Genomic DNA, 19,081 nt, shown 5'->3' on the forward strand with positions numbered 1-19,081 from the left:
GGTTTCTGTTTTTATGCGCTGGTGCTGTCTCTATTAACCCAGACGAACCCGGGCGTTGCGGAACATCCGCATCCAGGCGCCGTCCTCGCCCCAGTTGTCGGGGTGCCAGGAGTTGGCCACGGTGCGGAACACCCGCTCCGGGTGCGGCATCATGATGGTGGCACGGCCATCGGTAGTGGTCACGGCGGTGATACCGTTCGGTGAGCCATTCGGGTTGGCCGGGTACTGTTCGGTCACGCTGCCGCGGTTATCGACAAAGCGCAGCCCTACCAGACCGCTGGCCTGCAACGCGCTCAGGTGAGCGGCATCGCGCACCTCGACACGTCCTTCCCCGTGGGAAACGGCAATCGGCATCACCGAGCCTGCCATGCCGGCGAAGAAGGCCGACGGGGACTCCTGCACCTCAACCAGACTGAAGCGGGCCTCGAAGCGCTCGGAGCGGTTGCGCACAAAGCGCGGCCAGAGGTCGGCACCCGGGATGAGATCCCGCAGGTTGGACATCATCTGGCAACCGTTGCAGACACCCAGAGAGAGGGTATCGCCGCGCTCGAAGAAGCGCTGGAACTGCTCGCGGGCGTTGTCGTTGAACAGGATGGACTTGGCCCAGCCTTCACCCGCCCCCAGCACGTCACCGTAGGAGAAACCGCCACAGGCCACCAGGGTCTGGAACTCCTCCAGCTTGATGCGACCGGAGAGAATATCGCTCATGTGCACGTCCACTGCCGCGAAACCGGCACGATCGAACGCCGCCGCCATCTCCACATGGGAGTTGACCCCCTGCTCGCGCAGCACAGCCAGACGGGGGGAGACCCCGCGGGCAATGTAAGGGGCTGCCACATCCTCGGACGGGTTGTAAGTCAGCTTGGCATGCAGACCCGGATCGGTGGCGTCCTGACGAGCCGCGTGCTCACTGTCGGCGCACTCGGGATTGTCGCGCAAGCGCTGCATCTGCCAGCTGGTCTCGCCCCAAATGGTGCGAAGTGCGGTACGGCTGGCACGATAGACCTCCTGACCGCCCCGCTGCAAGGTGATGAGATCCCCTTCGCGCACGGTACCGAGCACATGGGAGCAGGCCGCCAGACCGTGACCGGCCAGCAGGGTCATCACCGCCTCTTTGTCTTCACGGCGTACCTGAATGACGGCGCCCAGCTCTTCGTTGAACAGCGCGGGCAGCAGCTCGCCGCCGATGCGATCGAGCTGGATGTCGAGGCCGCAGTGGCCGGCAAACGCCATTTCGGTCAGGGTGACGAACAGGCCGCCGTCGGAGCGGTCGTGGTAGGCGATCAGCTTGCGATCGGCCACCAGCGCCTGAATGGCGTTGAAGAAGCCTTTGAGCTGGACCGGATTGTCGAGATCCGGCGCCTTGTCACCCAGCTGGCGATAGACCTGCGCCAGCGCCGAGGCGCCGAGGCGCTGCTTGCCATTGCCAAGGTCGATGAGGATAAGGTCGGTTTCACCGAGATCGGTACGCAGTTGCGGAGTAACCGTGTTGCGCACATCCTCGACCCGGGCAAAGGCGGAGATGAGCAGGGAGAGCGGCGAGGTGACGCTGTGCTCCTTGCCATCCTGCTGCCAGCGGGTCTTCATGGACATGGAGTCCTTGCCCACCGGAATGGTGATGCCCAAGGCCGGGCAGAGCTCCTCACCTACCGCTTTGACCGCCTCATAGAGACCGGCATCTTCACCCGGATGACCGGCAGCGGCCATCCAGTTGGCGGAGAGCTTGACCCGCTTCAGCGACCCGATATGAGCCGGCGCCAGGTTGGTGAGCGCTTCCGCCACCGCCATGCGAGCGGAGGCGGCGTGGGAGAGCAGCGCCACCGGGGTACGCTCGCCCATAGACATGGCTTCGCCGTGATAGCTGTCGTAGGTGGCAGCGGTGACGGCGCAATCGGCCACCGGGATCTGCCAGGGGCCAACCATCTGGTCGCGATTGACCAAGCCAGTCACGCTGCGATCGCCGATGGTGATAAGGAAGGACTTCTCCGCCACGGTCGGCAGGCGCAGAACCCGCTCGGCCGCGTCACTCAAAGTGATGCCATCGAGCTGGAGCGCTTTGCCTTGTGCAGGCAGAGTCACCACGTCGCGGTGCATCTTGGGCGCCTTGCCGAGCAGCACGTCCAGCGGCAGATCGATGGGCTGGTTGTCAAAGTGGCTGTCAGAGAGGGTCAGATGCTTCTCTTCGGTCGCGGTACCGATCACGGCATAGGGTGCGCGCTCGCGCTCGCACAGGGCCTTGAACAGCGGCAACTTGTCCTGCGCCACTGCCAGTACGTAACGCTCTTGGGATTCGTTGCACCAGATCTCCAGCGGGCTCATGCCCGGCTCGTCGCTCTGGATGGCGCGCAGATCGAAACGACCACCGCGCTCACCGTCGTTGACCAGCTCCGGCATGGCGTTGGAGAGACCACCCGCCCCCACATCGTGGATAAAGACGATAGGGTTGTCGTCACCCAGCTGCCAGCAGCGATCGATCACCTCCTGGCAACGGCGCTCCATCTCGGGGTTGTCACGCTGCACCGAGGCAAAGTCGAGATCTTCGGCTGACTGGCCGGAGGCCATGGAGGATGCGGCACCGCCGCCCAGACCGATGTTCATCGCCGGGCCGCCCAGCACGATCAGCGCCGCGCCAACCGGGATCTCCCCTTTCTGGACGTGTTCGGTGCGGATGTTGCCGATGCCGCCAGCCAGCATGATGGGTTTGTGGTAGCCACGCACCTCGACGCCGTTGTGGCTCGGCACCTCCTCTTCGAAGGTACGGAAGTAGCCGAGAATGGCCGGACGGCCGAACTCGTTGTTAAACGCGGCGCCGCCGAGCGGCCCCTCCTGCATGATGTCAAACGCGCTGACGATGCGGCTCGGCTTGCCGAAATCCTGCTCCCAGGGCTGCTCGAAGCCGGGAATGCGCAGGTTGGAGACGGAGAAACCGACCAGACCCGCCTTGGGCTTGGCACCACGACCGGTGGCCCCCTCATCGCGGATCTCGCCGCCGGAGCCGGTGGCTGCGCCCGGGAACGGGGAGATGGCGGTCGGGTGGTTGTGGGTCTCCACCTTCATCAGGATGTCGACCTGTTCCTGGTGATACTGGTATTCGCCGTTGGCCGGGCTCGGGAAGAAGCGGCCCCCCTGGCTCCCTTCCATCACGGCGGCGTTGTCTTTATAGGCAGAGAGGACATGATCCGGCGTCTGCTCGAAGGTGTTCTTGATCATCTTGAACAGCGACTTGGGCTGCTGTTCGCCATCGATGGTCCAGTCGGCATTGAAGATCTTGTGACGGCAGTGTTCGGAGTTCGCCTGGGCGAACATGTAGAGCTCGATGTCGTTCGGGTTGCGACCCAACTTGGTGAAGTTCTCTACCAGATAGTCGATTTCGTCGTCGGCCAGCGCCAGACCGAGCGCCACGTTGGCTTCGGCCAGGGCTGCGCGACCACCGCCCAGCACATCCACCTGGGTGAAGGGGCGCGGCTCGTGGTGAGCAAACAGGGCGGCAGCTTCGCTCATCTCGGCAAACACCACTTCCATCATCCGATCATGGAGCACGGCGGCAATGGCGCTGCGCTGGGCGGCACTCAGCTCACCCTGCCCCTTGATGGTCAGGTAATAGGCAATACCACGCTCCAGCCGCTTAACCTGTTGCAGGCCGCAGTTGTGGGCGATGTCGGTTGCTTTGGAAGACCAGGGGGAGATAGTGCCGGGGCGGGGGGTAACAAGAAACAGCTGACCGCTGGGGGTGTGTTCGGGGATAGTCGGGCCGTAGCGCAAGAGCTGGCCCAAGGTCGCTCGCTCGGGGGGAGAGAGGGGGCTTGTCAGCTCGGCAAAGTGCACATACTCGGCATAGACATCCTCTATCTCTACTCCGCTCTCTACTCCACTCTCATTTCTCATCTGTGCGAAGCGTTGCAGCAGTTTTTGGACACGAAAATCAGACAGTGCTGGGGCACCACGCAAGATATCCATATGACCTTTCTCACCAAGTTTTAAAGTGGGGGGGAATTGAGACGCGCGTATTATAGGGATCTGGCTCACAGCGGACAAACGTTTTTCTCACTTCGTGCAGTGTGACTCTGCGCACACTCTCTGGTATAAAGGTGCCTCTTTTTTGACAAATGCCGATTTTTTCAACAAAGGTACTCACCTACTTGCGCTGCATTTTTCGACTGTTTATCGGGCTGTTGTTGACGCTGACGCTGGTTGGCTGCGACTTCTATAGCCCCTCCAGCCAGCTGGAGCAGATCCGCCAGCGAGGCGAGATCCGGGTTGGCACCATCTATGGTCCCACCTCCTATTACCAGCGTGACGACCTCGCCCAGGGGTTCGATTACGAGCTGGCGCAAAATTATGCCGACTGGTTGGGGGTGAAACTCACCATCATCCCGGTCGACACCACTGACCAACTGGTCACCCTGCTGAAAAAGGGCAAACTCGATCTGGCGGCTGCCGCCATCATGGTCACCCCAGAGCGACGCGAGCTGTTTCGCTTCGGCCCGGGCTTCTATCAGGTCTCTCCCAAACTGGTCTACCGCAACGGTAAACCCAAGCCTGCCTCATTGAACGATATCAAGGGCAAGCTGGTGGTGGCCGCCGGCTCCACCGGTGAAGATCTGCTCAAAGAGATGAGCAAAGAGAATCCGAAACTAGCCTGGAGCACCAGCGACAACGCCGATGTGGAGGAGCTGCTCAAGCAGGTGGTGGATGGCAAGATTGACTACACGGTGGTGCAGGATACCGTGCTGGCCCGTACACAGCGCTACTACCCGGAGCTCACCGAGGGGCTGACCCTGGCCCAGAAGCAGACCGTTGCCTGGGCCATGAGCAAGCAGCCCGATGACAGCCTCTATGCCAGCGTGATCGACTTCTTCGGTCAGCGCTTTATGGATGGTGCCATCGCCAAGCTGGACGAGAAGTACTTCGGCCACGTGCAGAACTTCGACTTTGTCGATACCCGCACCTTCCTCAAGCGCGCCAAGAGCCTGCTGCCCAAGTACCAGCCGCTGTTCCAGACTCACGCCAAGAATATCGACTGGCGTCTGCTCGCCGCCATCAGCTATCAGGAGTCTCACTGGGACCCGCAGGCCCGCTCCTACACCGGCGTGCGCGGCATGATGATGCTGACCGAGCCCACCGCCAAGGCGATGGGAGTCAACGACCGGCTTCATCCGGAAGAGAGCATCAAAGGTGGCTCCCTCTATCTGCAACAGATGATGGAGAAGGTGCCGGATTCGGTGCCCGATGACGAGAAGGTGTGGTTTGCCCTCACCGCCTACAACATCGGTTACGGCCACATGATGGATGCCCGCCGCCTGACCAAAGAGCTCGGCAAGAATCCCGACGCCTGGAGCGACGTGAAAGAGGTGCTACCGCTGCTGCAACAGGCGCGCTGGCACCGCAAGGTACGTTACGGCTATGCCCGTGGCAGCGAGGCGCGCAACTATGTTAACAACGTGCGCCAGTATTACCAGAGTCTGCTCTGGCTCGACAACGAGCAGCAGAAGGCACATCAGCGGGAGAGTCTCGACAACGACAGCGAGCCCGAGCTGGCCGAGCGCCCCACCGCCATCGCCGAAGTGGTCAATCAGATCACCATGCGCTAACCAGCCATTATTCGGCTGTTTTCACACAAACTTCTCTGTTACCATCGATTCACATCGGAGCCTATCCGAAATCGCATTGTTTTCATTATGTTGAGAGATTAAATAACAGCAATTTCGGATGGGCTCCATCAATGACCCAAGGCCTGGATGGCCACCTGAGTCGGGAGGAGACCAAGATGCAAAAACGTAGAAAAATCAGTCTGGTCAGAAAAGCGAAGTGCAGCTGGAGCCCCAGACGCAAACTCAAGCTTAATGACATCAAGCGCAATCTGTGGCGCAGAAATCGATCCTATACCCTGCTTATTGCAGAGCACACAGCATAAACCCGGCATTCGCCGGGTTTTTTTATCTTCTTTCTCACCTGAATACTGTCTTACACCAGCGCCGCCTTGAACTGTACCGACCGCTTGGAGATCAGCGAGTTGCAGTGGTTGCAGAAGTAATCCACTGCGCCGCACGCCTTGAGACGCTCCAGCTCCTGCTGGCAGGTGGGGCAAATGGCAGTAACCCGAACAGGGGCCTGGCACTGGCCACAGGTTTGCTCCTTGCTGCGGGTATCCAGTTCAGCCTGGCATGATGGACAAAGCAGGGCTTCCATAATCAACTCCTCGAAAGTGGATCTGCCATGGTCTTGTTCCATGGCAGATCCCCCTCCCCTTATTCCTCACCTTAACATGGCGAGGATAACAAAGCGGCTGCCGGTGAGGGCAGCCGCAAGGGCTTATTTCTTCTTCATCTTCAGCAGGCGTTTGCGCTGACGTTCCTGACTCAGGGTCATGGTGTTCTTCTTGCCTTCAAACGGGTTGACCGACTCCTGGAACTCGACCCGGATCGGCGAGCCCATGATCTTGAGGGACTTGCGGAAGTAGTTGATCAGATACCGCTTGTAGGAGTCCGGCAAGTCGTTCAACTGGTTGCCGTGGATCACGATGCGCGGCGGGTTGTAGCCACCGGCGTGGGCATACTTGAGCTTGACGCGGCGACCATTGACCATCGGCGGCTGGTGATCTTCCTGCGCCATCTGCATGATGCGGGTCAGCATGGCCGTGCTGGTACGACGGGTGGCGGACTGGTAAGCCTCCTGAATGGATTCAAACAGATGGCCGACACCGCTGCCGTGCAGGGCGGAGATGAAGTGGACGCGAGCGAAGTCGATGAAGCCCAAGCGACGATCCAGCTCGTTCTTCACATCCTCTTTCACCTTCTGATCCAGACCATCCCACTTGTTCACCACCAGCACCACGGAGCGACCGGCGTGGAGCACATAGCCAAGGATGCTCAAGTCCTGATCGGTGATGGTCTCCTGGGCGTCGATCACCAGCAGGCAGACGTTGGCATCTTCGATGGCTTTCAGGGTCTTGATAACGGAGAACTTCTCCACCGTCTCATGCACCTTGCCACGACGACGTACACCGGCGGTGTCGATGACCACATACTTCTGCTCGTCACGCTCCATTGGAATGTAAACGGAGTCACGGGTGGTGCCGGGCATGTCATAGACGATGACCCGATCTTCACCCAGCATGCGGTTGGTCAGGGTAGATTTACCGACGTTGGGACGACCAACGATGGCGAACTTGATGGGCAGGTCGGCGAACGGGGTCTCCTTGGTGTCCTCTTTGGTATCGAGTTCACCGGCAGCCACCATGCGCAGCAGGGCTTCTTCGTCGAAGTCCTCCTCTTCCTCATCCTGCGCATCTTCATCGGTAGCGGAGTCGACCAGGGTCTCCAGATGGGGAGCCAGGGCCAGTTCCAGCAGGCTCAGCACGCCACGACCGTGGGCGGCCGCGATCTGATAGACCTCGCCCAGCGCCAGACCGTAGAACTCGGAGACCGCGGAATCACCGTCGATACCGTCGGTCTTGTTGGCCACCAGAAATACCTTCTTGTGGGCCTTGCGCAGGTGCTCGGCAATGGCTTGATCCGCCGCGGTCAGGCCTGCACGGGCATCCACCATGAACAGCACGACGTCCGCTTCTTCGATGGCCAGCAGGGATTGCTCGGCCATCTTCAGCTCGATCCCCTCTTCGGTGCCATCGATACCGCCGGTATCGACCACGATAAATTCCAGCTCGCCCAACTTCGCCTGACCGTATTTACGGTCCCGGGTCAGACCGGGAAAATCGGCAACCAGGGCATCCCGAGTACGGGTCAAGCGGTTAAACAGGGTGGATTTCCCCACGTTGGGGCGGCCCACCAGGGCTACTACAGGAGTCATAAAAGCCTCATTCTCAAGACGACAAAGGCTCCGGGTCCGAAGACCAGGAGCCGGATATTCACATTATCGGACGATCAAGGACGCTTGAGGGCGTACAACTTGCCGTCACGGCTCTGCACATACAGGGTCTCGCCATCCACCAGCGGGGCGGCGTAGAGACCACTGCTATCGAGCTGCTGCATCGCCTTGATGGTACCGTCGGTACGATCAAGCCAATACAGGTATCCTTCCACATCACCCACCACCACATAGTCACCGAAGATGACAGGTGCAGTGACGGTACGATTTTCCAGCTGGGTGTTGGACCACAGCTCCAGACCGTTGCGACGGTCGATGGCAAACAGATGGCTGCGACTGTCGGTCAGCACGATGGCATTGCCGGTCATCGCCAGATCGCGATAGCCGGAATACTTGCGCTTCCACACTTCATCGCCGGTCATCAGTTTGCGCGCCATCAGCTGACCGTTGTAGGCGATGGCATAGAGCTCATCACCGGCGATCAGCGGGCTGGCATCGACGTCAACCATGCGGTCCAGCTCGGTGGCACCGCGCGGATCAGCCACCTTGGACTGGCGCACAGGCTGGCCGTTGCTCAGCAGGGCGATGCCCACCTTGCCATCGGCACGACCGTAAATCACGGCGCCGTTGGTGATCACCGGTGCACCGGCACTGCGCAGGGTCAGCGGCGGCTGCTCTTCGGAGAGCGACCACTGCATCTTGCCTTCATCAGTGTCGAGGGCGATCAGGCGACCGGAGGTGGTCAACACCACCACGCGGCCATCTTCCACCGCGGGGCTTGCCACCACTTCGCCGGGCACATTGGTCTGCCACAGCACTTCACCGTTCTCTTCGTTCAGGGCGTAGACCACCCCGTTCTCGGAGCCGAGGAACAGCTTGCCGTAACGGGAAACCAGACCACCCGAGAGGCGGGCACTGCGCTTGTCGGCGTTGACCGGCAGGTCGGCCAGATCGACGGTCCAGAGGCGATCGCCACTGGCACGGTCAAAAGCGCTGACATCGCCGTCGCGGGCCGCCGCATAGATACGATCCTCTTCCACCACCGGCTTGAGCTGGGAGTAGAAGTCACCGATGCCATCACCCACAGTAGATGACCATGCGGTGTCGGCAGTGAAGGCAGATTCAACCTTGGGCAGCGGCGCCATCGGGTTGAGATCCTCTTCGGAACTGAACAGGGAGCAACCCTGCAGAGCGAAGGAGACCGCAGCCCCCAGCGCCACCATCTTGAATAGATTACGCATCCGGTGCCTCACCAGTCGCAACGGCCGGCAGGGCCAGATCGTCCATTTTCAGCTTGAGCTCGGCGCTACCCTGCAGGCCGCCGGCATCCGCCGCCGCCTGATAGGCATCACGAGCCTCTTCGGTCTTGCCCTGCTTTTGCAGCACATCACCACGGGCTTCGGCTACCTGCGCCTTGAAGGCCTCATTCTGGATGGTCGCCAGCTTGGCCAGCGCTTCATCTGCCTTGCCCTGATCATTCAGCACACGGGCCAGACGCAGCGCCGCGATGGGACGAATGCTCTCGTCACCCGTGGTCGCCACCAGCTCCAGCTGCTCGGCAGCCAGATCCAGCTTGCCCGCCTTGACGGCAGCGGCAGCCAGTTGCAACGCGGCCAGTTCACCGTAGGAGTCACCCTTGTTGGCAGTGACAAACTGCTGTGCCTGCTCGAAACCGGCGGCATCGCCCTTGGCAAGCTGCTCAATCACCTGGTTGTAAGAGTGGGAGGAGGCCTCCATGGTCTCTTGCTGGTGCTGGTTGTAATAGCGCCAGCCGAACAGACCGACCAGACCGATCACGGTCCCGGCAATCACCGAGGTTCCGTTCTCTTTCCACCACTCCTTGATAACCTCAACCTGTTGTTCTTCGGTGGTATAGACTTCCACAGCTTACTCTCCTTTGGCTGCCAGCAGGGCAATGGCGGCGTCAACCTTGACGGTCTGTTGCTCGGCCTGACCACGCAGATATTTGATAGTGATCTCCCCGTTTTGCACCTCGGTCTCACCAAGGATCAGGGCGATTGCCGCGCCGCTCTTGTCGGCACGTTTGAGTTGTTTCTTGAAGTTGCCACCACCGCAGTGGCTCATCAGGCGCAGGTCCGGCAGGGCATCGCGCAGACGCTCGGCCAGCTGGAAGCCAGCCTGTTCGGTCCCCTCGCCCACCATTGCCAGATAGACATCCACCGCCGGGCGGATATCGGCGTTGAGCTCGAGAGTCTCCAGCATCAGCACCAGACGCTCCATGCCCATGGCAAAGCCCACGGCCGGGGTCGGTTGACCACCGAGCTGCTCCACCAGACCATCGTAGCGGCCACCGGCACAGACGGTGCCCTGGGCACCCAGACTGCTGGTGACCCACTCGAATACGGTCAGGTTGTAGTAGTCAAGACCACGCACCAGACGTTCGTTCACTTCGTATTTGATACCCGCAGACTCGAGCAGGCGCTTGAGCCCCTCGAAGTGGGCCAGGCTCTCTTCGCCCAGATGGTCGAACAGACGCGGGGCACCCGCCAAAATGGCCTGCACCTTTTCATCCTTGGAGTCGAGCACCCGCAGCGGGTTACTGTACATGCGGCGCTGGCTCTCTTCGTCCAGCTGCTCCTTGTACTGCTCCAGATAGGCCACCAGCGCATCGCGGTAAGCGGCACGCTCGGCGCTCTGACCCAAGGTGTTGAGCTGCAGGGTGACATGCTCGCTGATGCCAAACAGACGCCACAGACGGTGGGTCAGCATGATCAGCTCAGCGTCGATGTCCGGCCCGTTGATGCCAAACAGCTCGACACCGAACTGGTGGAACTGGCGATAACGGCCCTTCTGGGGACGCTCGTGACGGAACATGGGGCCCATGTACCACATCCGGCGTTCCTGGTTGTAGAGCAGACCGTGTTCGATACCGGCACGCACGCAGCTGGCGGTCCCTTCCGGACGCAGGCTCAGGCTGTCGCCGTTGCGGTCTTCAAAGGTGTACATCTCTTTTTCGACCACGTCGGTCACTTCACCGATAGCGCGCTTGAACAGATGAGTCTGCTCGACAATCGGCATGCGCACTTCGCTGTAGCCATAGCTGGCAACGACCTGGCGCAGGATCTGTTCAACCTTCTGCCATACCGGGCTCTGCTCCGGCAGGCAATCATTCATACCGCGAATAGCTTGGATCTGTTTTGCCACGTTGATACTCGAGAAAAAGAGGTAAAATTTGGCCGCATTATAGGGATTTTCCCCCCCAAGGTAAAATCAGGGAATCCGGATGCGGGATTTAAAATCAGTCACCTGGAAAAAGGGCCACCCAATGTGGCCCTGTTTCGCTCACTCCTTGTCCATCGGGATCCGGTTGGCGGGATCCAGCATGGCGGCACGGGCGCGAATGCGGCGCTCCAGAGTTGGAATGAGATCCTTGTTGTCGAGCCGATCGACCCGCTGGCCCCCTTCATAGAAGGCACTCTTGTTGGCGGCACCCGCCAGACCAAGGTCGGAGACCAGCGCTTCGCCCGGCCCATTCACCACACAGCCGATGATGGAAACATCCATCGGGGTGATGATGTCTTCGAGCCGCTCTTCCAGCGCGTTGACAGTGGCGATCACATCGAACTCCTGCCGTGAGCAGGATGGGCAAGCGATAAAGTTGATGCCACGGGAGCGAATACGGAGGGATTTGAGGATATCGAAACCGACCTTTACCTCCTCCACCGGATCCGCCGCCAGCGAGATACGCAGGGTATCGCCGATGCCGTCGGTGAGTAGCATACCCAGACCGATGGCAGACTTCACCGCGCCGGCACGGAAACCGCCCGCTTCGGTGATGCCAAGGTGCAGCGGCTGTTCAATCTGCTTGGCCAGCAGGCGATAGGCACCGACGGCCAGGAACACATCGGAGGCCTTGACGCTCACCTTGAAGTCCTGAAAGTCGAGGCGATCGAGGTAGTCCACGTGACGCATGGCGGACTCCACCAGCGCCTCTGGGGTCGGCTCGCCGTACTTCTCCTGGATATCTTTCTCCAGCGACCCGCCATTGACCCCGATACGGATCGGGATATTGAGGTCGCGCGCGCAATCGACCACCGAGCGCACCCGCTGCTCGTTGCCGATGTTGCCCGGGTTGATACGCAGGCAGTCGGCACCGTACTCCGCCACTTTCAGGGCGATGCGATAGTCGAAGTGGATATCGGCAACGATGGGGATGCGGGTCTGCTGTTTGATGAGCCGGAAGGCTTCCGCCGCTTCCATGGTGGGCACGGAGACACGGACGATATCGGCACCGACCCGCTCGATCCGCTGGATCTGCTCGATGGTAGCGGCGACATCTGTGGTCTTGGTGTTGGTCATGGTCTGCACGGTAATGGGGGCATCGCCCCCAACCGGTACATTACCAACCATGATCTGTCTGGATTTACGACGAATGATGGGTGATTCGTAAGAAGACATGGGAAACAGATTACTCCTGCGGCAGTGAGAAGCGGGCTGTACGACCGTTGTTGTAACGGCTCATATCAAACGACTGACCCTTGTAGTCAAGCTTGACGGCCATGGGCGCGCCAATGATGAACTTCAGGGGTTCGGCGCCTTCCAGCACCAGCTCGTCGTTGGCCTTCTTCAGACCACTGAACAGGGTCTTGCCGTTGGCATCCTTCACATCCAGCCAGCAATCGGCGGTGAAGCTCATCTTCAGTTGCGGCGCAGTCGCCGGATCAACGACAGCCTCTTCAGATTCAGTGCCATTGGCGCCGGATACCGCTGCATCGGTCGCAGTGCCGACAGCCGCACTGACATCGGTCGGGGCAACAGCCGCAGAAGCAGGCGCCAGGGTAGCCGTCGCATCAGAGACCACTGCAGGGGCAGCCACGTCCGTGGCGGCCGGTGCGATGGTAGCGCCTTCCACCGGAGCGGTGTTGATCGCATCGGGCGGCGTGATAGCAGGTTCAGCCGGAGTCGAACTGGTTGCACTCATCTCGGTGGCTGCCAGCGCTTCATCACCGGCGGAGCGGCGTGAAGTACTCTGCCACCACCAGGCGACCGAGAGCGCAATCAACACCAGGATCACCAGCCAGGTCACCACCTTGAGCCGACTGTCGTTGGCTTGCTGGCGGGAGCGACGGGAGAAGCTCTGCATGTCGATATTGTCGGGAGGAGTCAGACCCAGCTTGTCGTAAGCAGCCAGAATGGTCTCGTCGGGGATCCCGACCAGCTTGGCATAGGTACGCAGATAGCCCCGAATAAAGGTATGGGAGGTGTGCTTGTCGTAGGTATCCGATTCGATAGCGGCGATCAGGGTCAGACGAAGGTGAATGCGGGACGCAACCTGTTCTCGTGTCCAGCCAAGCTGTTCACGGGCGTTGCGCAGCAATTGGCCTGGGCCTACTGCCTGGGAGTCGTCTTGGAAATCGTGTTGCTGTTCAATAGTCATTGGCTAAATAACGCTTGGCTTGTTGCGAAGTGGGATATTGCCTTACCAGCTCAGTCCCGAATTGGTGAAGTAATGCCGGCTTGTCCATCGCCTGTGCCAGCCGAAGTCTCAACCAGAGACTCTCCTCGTTCTCGTCTGACACATCGGCAAAACGGGCGAGGTAGGACTGCACATCAGGCAGCTTGCCATCTTTCATGGAAAGCTCGGCCAAGTCCAGCAATAACCCTGGATTGCGGGGATTATACCCCAAGGCCAGGCGATAGTACTCGCCTGCTTTATCATTTCTACGATTTTGCAGCGCACAAAGTGCCGCATTTTCATAGGTATCGGCAATTTTTACGTAGCCTGGCTGAATAACAGCCTGGTTGAACGCCTGATCTGCCTCGGCATACCTGCCGCGATCACAGAGGAAGGCACCATAGTTGTTCATTGCGTCAGCATTGGACGGATCCATGGCAAGGGCGTTCTTGTAATGGGTCTCGGCTGCCTTGAAATCTCCTACCTTCTGGTAAAAGTAGGCAAAACCGATCTGGATCTGGGGGTTGGAGGGGTCATACTGGAGGGCGCGGTCAAGATTGAACTTGGCCTGCTCGGCATTGCCCTGACGCAGGTACTGAATACCCAGGTCGAGGCGGGTTTGGGCAGCCGCCTTGAGGTCAGGACCCACTTCACGCTGGGTCGAGTTCTGGCCAGCGTAAGTGGTCTCGGTCACACAGCCTGGCAGCGCGCAGAGCGCTGCCACTACGATCAATGTACGTGTATCCATTCCCTGTCTATACAATGGCTTAGCATTTAAACCATTTTGACGGAAATCCCATCCTGTTGCATCCGATTTTTGATAGTTCGCTTGGTACGGTCAATCACGTCACCCACCAGCTGACCACAGGCGGCATCGATGTCATCACCACGGGTCTTGCGGACAATCACGGTGAAACCGTACTCCATCAGCACCTTGGAGAAGCGATCGATACGGCTGTTGCTCGGCTTGCCGTAAGGGTTGCCCGGGAAGGGGTTGAACGGGATCAGGTTGATCTTGCTCGGAGTGTCCTTGAGCACCTTGGCCAGCTCGTGAGCATGCTGCATATCGTCATTGATATGATCGAGCAGCACATACTCGACGGTCACCCGACCACCGTTGGCATTGGATTTGGCCAGGTAACGACGGACACCGGCGAGGAACTCCTCGATGTTGTACTTGTCGTTGATCGGCATGATCTCTGAACGCAGCTTGTCGTTCGGGGCGTGCAGGGAGATAGCCAGCGCCACGTCGATCTGGTCGCCCAGCTTGTCCAGCGCAGGTACCACGCCAGAGGTGGAGATGGTCACCCGGCGTTTGGATATGCCAAAGCCGTAGTCATCCATCATCAGACGCATGGCGGGCACCACGTTGGCGAGGTTGAGCAGTGGCTCACCCATCCCCATCATCACCACGTTGGTGATGGGGCGCTTGCCACCCACGACACGGGCAGCACGCCACACCTGACCGATGATCTCGGATACTTTAAGGTTGCGATTGAAGCCTTGTTGAGCCGTGGAGCAGAACTTGCACTCCAGCGCACAGCCAACTTGAGAGGAGACGCAGAGGGTCGCGCGGTCATCTTCCGGGATGTAGACTGTCTCTACCTCCTGATCGCCCACCTGCAGAGCCCACTTGATGGTGCCATCGGCAGAGCGCTGCTCGCGGCTGATCTCGGGCGCCTTGATCTCGGCGATCGCCTTGAGGCGCTCTTTGAGCACCTTGTTGACGTTGGTCATCTGATCGAAATCATCACACCCAAAGTGATAGATCCACTTCATGACCTGATCTGCCCGGAATGGCTTCTCGCCCAGTTCGACGAAAAAGGCACGCATGGCATCCCGATCAAGATCCAGCAGGTTGATTTTTGTTTCGCTCATCAATGGCCTCAGTTCAAACACTTCATCAATTATTGGCTGACGACGTCAGGGGGCGGCATTGTACAAATAATGGGTCTGGCTTTCCACCTGGAGAATAGAGGGATATTGCGTAAACGGCGAAAACAACAAAGGGAGCCGAGGCTCCCTTGGGTCATCATCCACAAAAATCAGCCGCGCGGGCAGATCTCGTTGTCAGAGAAGAAGTAGGCAATTTCGCGGGCAGCGGATGCAGGTGCATCGGAGCCATGCACTGCGTTGCGATCGATGCTCTCGGCATAACAGGCACGCAAGGTACCAGCCAGCGCCTCTTTCGGGTTGGTAGCACCCATGATCTCGCGATTGCGACGGATGGCGTCTTCCCCTTCCAGCACCTGCACCATGACAGGGCCAGAGGTCATGAAGCTGACCAGATTGTCATAAAAAGGCTTGCCCTGATGCTCGGCATAGAAACCGGCAGCCTGTTCACTGCTCATGTGCAGCATTTTGGATGCCACCACTTTCAAGCCTGCGCTTTCGAAACGGCTATAGATGGCACCGATCAGGTTCTTGCTGACAGCATCCGGTTTAACGATAGAGAAGGTACGTTCGATGGCCATTGATATCTTTCCTTAACTACAGAGTTTTATTGTTAGAATCCATGTTCGCTGGCGATTATACGTAAACAAAAACCGGAAAAACACACAAACAAGCAACTTTTTATTAAACATCACTCCCTTGCAATCAACATCCACACTCATCTTGACCGAGCAGAGCCGGAAAATATGTGCGCTTGCGCACGATAGTTACCTTAAGCCGCCAAAACCCCATCTTTTGTTCACAATTCGAACAGCATGGAAAAGGCACCCGAAGGTGCCTTGTCTCGCCTATTTGGCTTCCGCCAGCAAGGCCCGCGCTATGGTGCGCATCCCCAGGGTATTAGCTCCCGGCGCCCAGAGGGCATCGCCGTTGTCACTGAAGCAGGCGGCCAGATCGATATGCAACCAGCCCATCCCTTCGTTGGCAACGAAACGGGAGAGGAAACCCGCCGCGTTGGAGGCGCCACCCGGCCCGCCCCCCTTCACCGGACGGCTGTTGGCCGTGTCGGCGTAATGGGAGGGGCACTGCTGGCGGTGCCAGGGCTCCAGCGGCAGCGGCCAGGCAGGCTCATGCTCAGCATCGGCATAGGTCATTGCGCGGCTTACCAACCCTTTGTCGAGGCCGAACAGAGCATTGTAGCGCCCACCCAGCGCCATCACGGCTGCGCCGGTCAGGGTCGCGGCATCGATGATCAGCGGTGCGCCGGACTCGCTCGCCAGTTGCAGGCCGTCGGCCAGCACCAGCCGCCCCTCGGCATCGGTATTCACAATCTCGACCGTGGTGCCGTTCTTGTAGGTGAGGATGTCGCCCAGCTTGTAGGCGTTGCCGGAGACCAGGTTCTCAGCGCAGCAGAGGATCAGCTTCACCCGCTTATCGAGCCCGCGCAGCATAGCCAGCGCCAGCGCACCGGTGACAATCGCCGCACCACCCATGTCGCACTTCATGGTGAGCATCCCCTCGGAGCTCTTCATGGAGTAGCCGCCGGAGTCAAAGGTGATCCCCTTGCCCACCAGCGCTGCCGCTACCGGCGCCTTGGGGTCACGCCCCGGGTTGAAGTCGAGCTCCAGCAATACCGGTTCGCGCGCACTGCCGCGGCCCACCTGATAGAGGCCGACCCAGCCCGCCTGTTGCAGCGCTTCGCCTTTCAAAATACGATGACTCACCTTGTCCGGCGCCACCTCGGTAATAAAGGAGGCAGCTTCCACCGCCAGCTCCAGCGGGCCCAACTGCTCCGGGGTGGCATTGGTCATCTCGCGCACCCAGCGGCCGCAGAGCCAACGCGCTTCCAGCTCCTCTCTGTCCTCTTCCGAGGACATGGCCCACTGCAGTTGCACCTCCGCCTTGGGGGTTTGCAGCCCTTGGGCAAAAGCCCACTGCTGTTCACGCTCCCAGTGACCAGCCAGGGTCACTTTCTGGATCCCTTGCTGGCAGAGGCGACGGGCCGCCTGCTGGATATCGAGCAGTGGATTGGCCGTCACCAGATGGATCACCATGCCGTCGGCACGGTGAGAGAGCAGCGCCCCCTCCCCCCACTCGGCCGGTGCAAATTCACGACTTAACCAGACATTCATGCGGTCACCTCCTGCAGCCAGCGGGCGATGGTACGCAGACCGTGCCCCTTGGCGCCGGTCGCCCAGAGATCATTGCCCGATTTCTGATAAGAGGCTGCCAGATCCAGGTGTACCCAACCCTTGCCCTCATCACGCACGAAGCGGGAAAGGAACGCAGCAGCCGTGGTGGCACCGGCCGTGCCTTCTGCCGAGGCGACGTTGCCCAGATCGGCAAAGGCCGAGGTGAGCTGGCTGGCATGCCAGGGCTCCAGCGGCAGCGCCCACGCCTGCTCGTTTTCCACCTTGGCGGCGGCCAGCGCACGCTGCTGTTCGGTCTCATCGAGGGCAAACACCGCATTATAATCGCGCCCCAGCGCCATCTTGGCGGCGCCGGTCAGGGTGGCTGCGTCAAGGATATAAGCCGCACCGCTGTCGGAGGCCGCCATCAGGCCATCGGCCAGCACCAGACGACCTTCCGCATCGGTGTTCTGGATCTCGACTGAAACCCCATTCTTGTAGGTGAGGATGTCGCCCAGTTTGAAGGCGTGGCCGGAGACCAGGTTCTCGGCGCAGCAGAGAATGAGCTTCACCCGCTGGTTCAGACCGCGGCTGATAGCCAGCGCCAGCGCGCCGGTCACCATGGCCGCGCCGCCCATATCGGACTTCATCGGCAGCATGTTGTCAGAGGACTTCATGGAGTAGCCACCGGAATCAAAAGTGATCCCCTTGCCCACCAGCGCCGCCACCACGGGTGCATTGCGATCCCCGGTCGGGTTATAGTCGAGCTCCAGCAGCACAGGCTCGCGCTCGCTGCCACGGCCAACCGACCAGATCCCGATATGGCCGGACTCGCGCAGCGCTTCACCGGCGGTGATGCGAGCTGTAACCTGATCCCCGGCCAGACCACGAATGAGCAACAGGGCCGATTCCGCCAGACTCATGGGGTAGATCTCTTCCGGACAGCCATTGGTGATGTCACGTACCCAGCGAGCCGCCTTGAGCAGCGCATCCAGTTCACGGGCTTCCGCGTCGCTCTGCTGGCCAAAATCCAGTTCACGCGATCCCTTGGCGGCGTAGAACCCCTGAGCGAACGCGTAGCGACGCTCCAGATCCCAGCCTTCACCGAGCAACGTCACCCGCTTGATCCCGCTCGATTCGAGGCGACGGGCGGCGCGCTGAACGGTGCGCAGAACATCCTTCTCCTGACCGGCGGCACCAAGATGGATCAGTGCCTCGTCGCCATTGAAACTGAGCTGGGCGCCCTCGCCCCAATAGGCGGCCGCAGCCTGGGTGGATAACGCTACCTTCATCATGTCAGCCATCGTGTTTGCTTCCTTTTTACTGGCACTATGTATAAGCACTCTTTATGGGAAAGAGCTTATTGGCAAAGAGAGAATAACGAATACAAAAAAGGCCGTGCCCCCGAGGGCCACGGCCTTCCACCATATCACTGAAGCACCACAGGATGCTGCACGTGCAATTCACTCATGTGTAATTAATGGCGTTCAGAGGCAAGGTTCAGGGTGTACTTGGGCAGTTCCACCACCAGATCCTCGTCCGCCAGTTTTGCCTGGCAGCTGAGGCGCGATTCCGGCTCCAGCCCCCACGCCTTGTCCAGCATGTCGTCTTCCAGCTCGTCACTTGGCTCGAGGGAGTCAAAGCCCTCGCGCACCACGCAGTGGCAGGTAGTGCAGGCACAGGATTTCTCGCAGGCATGCTCGATTTCGATACCGTTGCGCAGCGCCACATCCAGAATGGTCTCGCCGCTTTGCCCCTCGAGGGCGGCGCCATCCGGACAGAGTACGGAATGAGGAAGAATGATCAGTTTTGGCAT

The 19,081-nt window shown here is 59.9% G+C and carries 15 protein-coding genes; 1 reads left to right on the forward strand and 14 read right to left on the reverse strand.

The genetic code is table 11. The features are described from left to right. Positions 1-33: 33 nt before the first annotated feature. On the reverse strand, positions 34-3,957 hold the full coding sequence (gene purL / locus ACTG2S_RS13850) for a phosphoribosylformylglycinamidine synthase (protein ID WP_439982649.1): 3,924 nt from the start codon (positions 3,955-3,957) through the stop codon (positions 34-36). Between the two features lie 149 nt (positions 3,958-4,106). Here purL and mltF point away from each other — a divergent pair, with 149 nt between their 5' ends. Further along, complete coding sequence (gene mltF, locus ACTG2S_RS13855; RefSeq protein WP_201982031.1) at positions 4,107-5,591, forward strand: membrane-bound lytic murein transglycosylase MltF; 1,485 nt, start codon at positions 4,107-4,109, stop codon at positions 5,589-5,591. Positions 5,592-5,964: 373 nt separating this feature from the next. Here mltF and ACTG2S_RS13860 read toward each other — a convergent pair whose 3' ends face one another. The 13 genes from ACTG2S_RS13860 to fdx all read right to left on the reverse strand — a co-directional run bounded on the left by ACTG2S_RS13860 (position 5,965) and on the right by fdx (position 19,081). Next, positions 5,965-6,189, reverse strand: coding sequence for a zinc ribbon domain-containing protein (locus tag ACTG2S_RS13860; RefSeq protein WP_005333789.1), 225 nt, complete (start codon positions 6,187-6,189; stop codon positions 5,965-5,967). A 123-nt stretch (positions 6,190-6,312) separates the two neighbouring features. Further along, positions 6,313-7,809 carry a ribosome biogenesis GTPase Der gene (der, locus tag ACTG2S_RS13865; RefSeq protein ID WP_005333794.1) on the reverse strand — a complete coding sequence of 499 codons (1,497 nt, stop codon included), beginning with the start codon at positions 7,807-7,809 and terminating at the stop codon, positions 6,313-6,315. A gap of 74 nt (positions 7,810-7,883) precedes the next feature. Further along, a complete protein-coding gene (gene bamB / locus ACTG2S_RS13870; protein ID WP_005333796.1) occupies positions 7,884-9,068 on the reverse strand; it encodes an outer membrane protein assembly factor BamB in 1,185 nt (394 codons plus the stop codon). Then, positions 9,061-9,711, reverse strand: a complete 651-nt coding sequence (locus ACTG2S_RS13875) for a YfgM family protein (protein ID WP_021229680.1) — start codon at positions 9,709-9,711, stop codon at positions 9,061-9,063. The genes bamB and ACTG2S_RS13875 overlap by 8 nt, the downstream gene beginning before the upstream one ends. A gap of 3 nt (positions 9,712-9,714) precedes the next feature. Further along, a complete protein-coding gene (gene hisS / locus ACTG2S_RS13880; protein ID WP_005351051.1) occupies positions 9,715-10,992 on the reverse strand; it encodes a histidine--tRNA ligase in 1,278 nt (425 codons plus the stop codon). 138 nt (positions 10,993-11,130) lie between these two features. Continuing rightward, a complete protein-coding gene (gene ispG, locus ACTG2S_RS13885) occupies positions 11,131-12,246 on the reverse strand; it encodes a flavodoxin-dependent (E)-4-hydroxy-3-methylbut-2-enyl-diphosphate synthase (RefSeq protein WP_274161187.1) in 1,116 nt (371 codons plus the stop codon). Positions 12,247-12,256: 10 nt separating this feature from the next. After that, entirely contained in the window at positions 12,257-13,225 is a 969-nt protein-coding gene (gene rodZ, locus ACTG2S_RS13890) for a cytoskeleton protein RodZ (protein WP_274161188.1), read from the reverse strand. After that, positions 13,215-14,006, reverse strand: a complete 792-nt coding sequence (gene tapF, locus ACTG2S_RS13895; protein ID WP_085943024.1) for a PilW family type IVa pilus biogenesis/stability lipoprotein TapF — start codon at positions 14,004-14,006, stop codon at positions 13,215-13,217. The genes rodZ and tapF overlap by 11 nt, the downstream gene beginning before the upstream one ends. Positions 14,007-14,017: 11 nt before the next feature. Then, a complete protein-coding gene (locus tag ACTG2S_RS13900) occupies positions 14,018-15,121 on the reverse strand; it encodes a bifunctional tRNA (adenosine(37)-C2)-methyltransferase TrmG/ribosomal RNA large subunit methyltransferase RlmN (protein WP_005344856.1) in 1,104 nt (367 codons plus the stop codon). A 167-nt stretch (positions 15,122-15,288) separates the two neighbouring features. Further along, positions 15,289-15,717, reverse strand: coding sequence for a nucleoside-diphosphate kinase (gene ndk / locus ACTG2S_RS13905; RefSeq protein WP_005333805.1), 429 nt, complete (start codon positions 15,715-15,717; stop codon positions 15,289-15,291). 267 nt (positions 15,718-15,984) lie between these two features. Beyond that, positions 15,985-17,268 (reverse strand): aminopeptidase PepB, encoded by a 1,284-nt coding sequence (gene pepB, locus ACTG2S_RS13910; RefSeq protein WP_270803741.1) that lies wholly within the window; start codon positions 17,266-17,268, stop codon positions 15,985-15,987. Then, positions 17,265-18,569 carry an aminopeptidase PepB gene (gene pepB / locus ACTG2S_RS13915; protein WP_421322937.1) on the reverse strand — a complete coding sequence of 435 codons (1,305 nt, stop codon included), beginning with the start codon at positions 18,567-18,569 and terminating at the stop codon, positions 17,265-17,267. The genes pepB (ACTG2S_RS13910) and pepB (ACTG2S_RS13915) overlap by 4 nt, the downstream gene beginning before the upstream one ends. Before the next feature lie 173 nt (positions 18,570-18,742). Further along, a complete protein-coding gene (gene fdx, locus ACTG2S_RS13920; protein WP_408830054.1) occupies positions 18,743-19,081 on the reverse strand; it encodes an ISC system 2Fe-2S type ferredoxin in 339 nt (112 codons plus the stop codon).

The sequence above is a fragment of the Aeromonas sp. 82P genome (genome assembly GCF_051919365.1).
GTDB classification, from domain to species: Bacteria; Pseudomonadota; Gammaproteobacteria; order Enterobacterales; family Aeromonadaceae; genus Aeromonas; species Aeromonas veronii.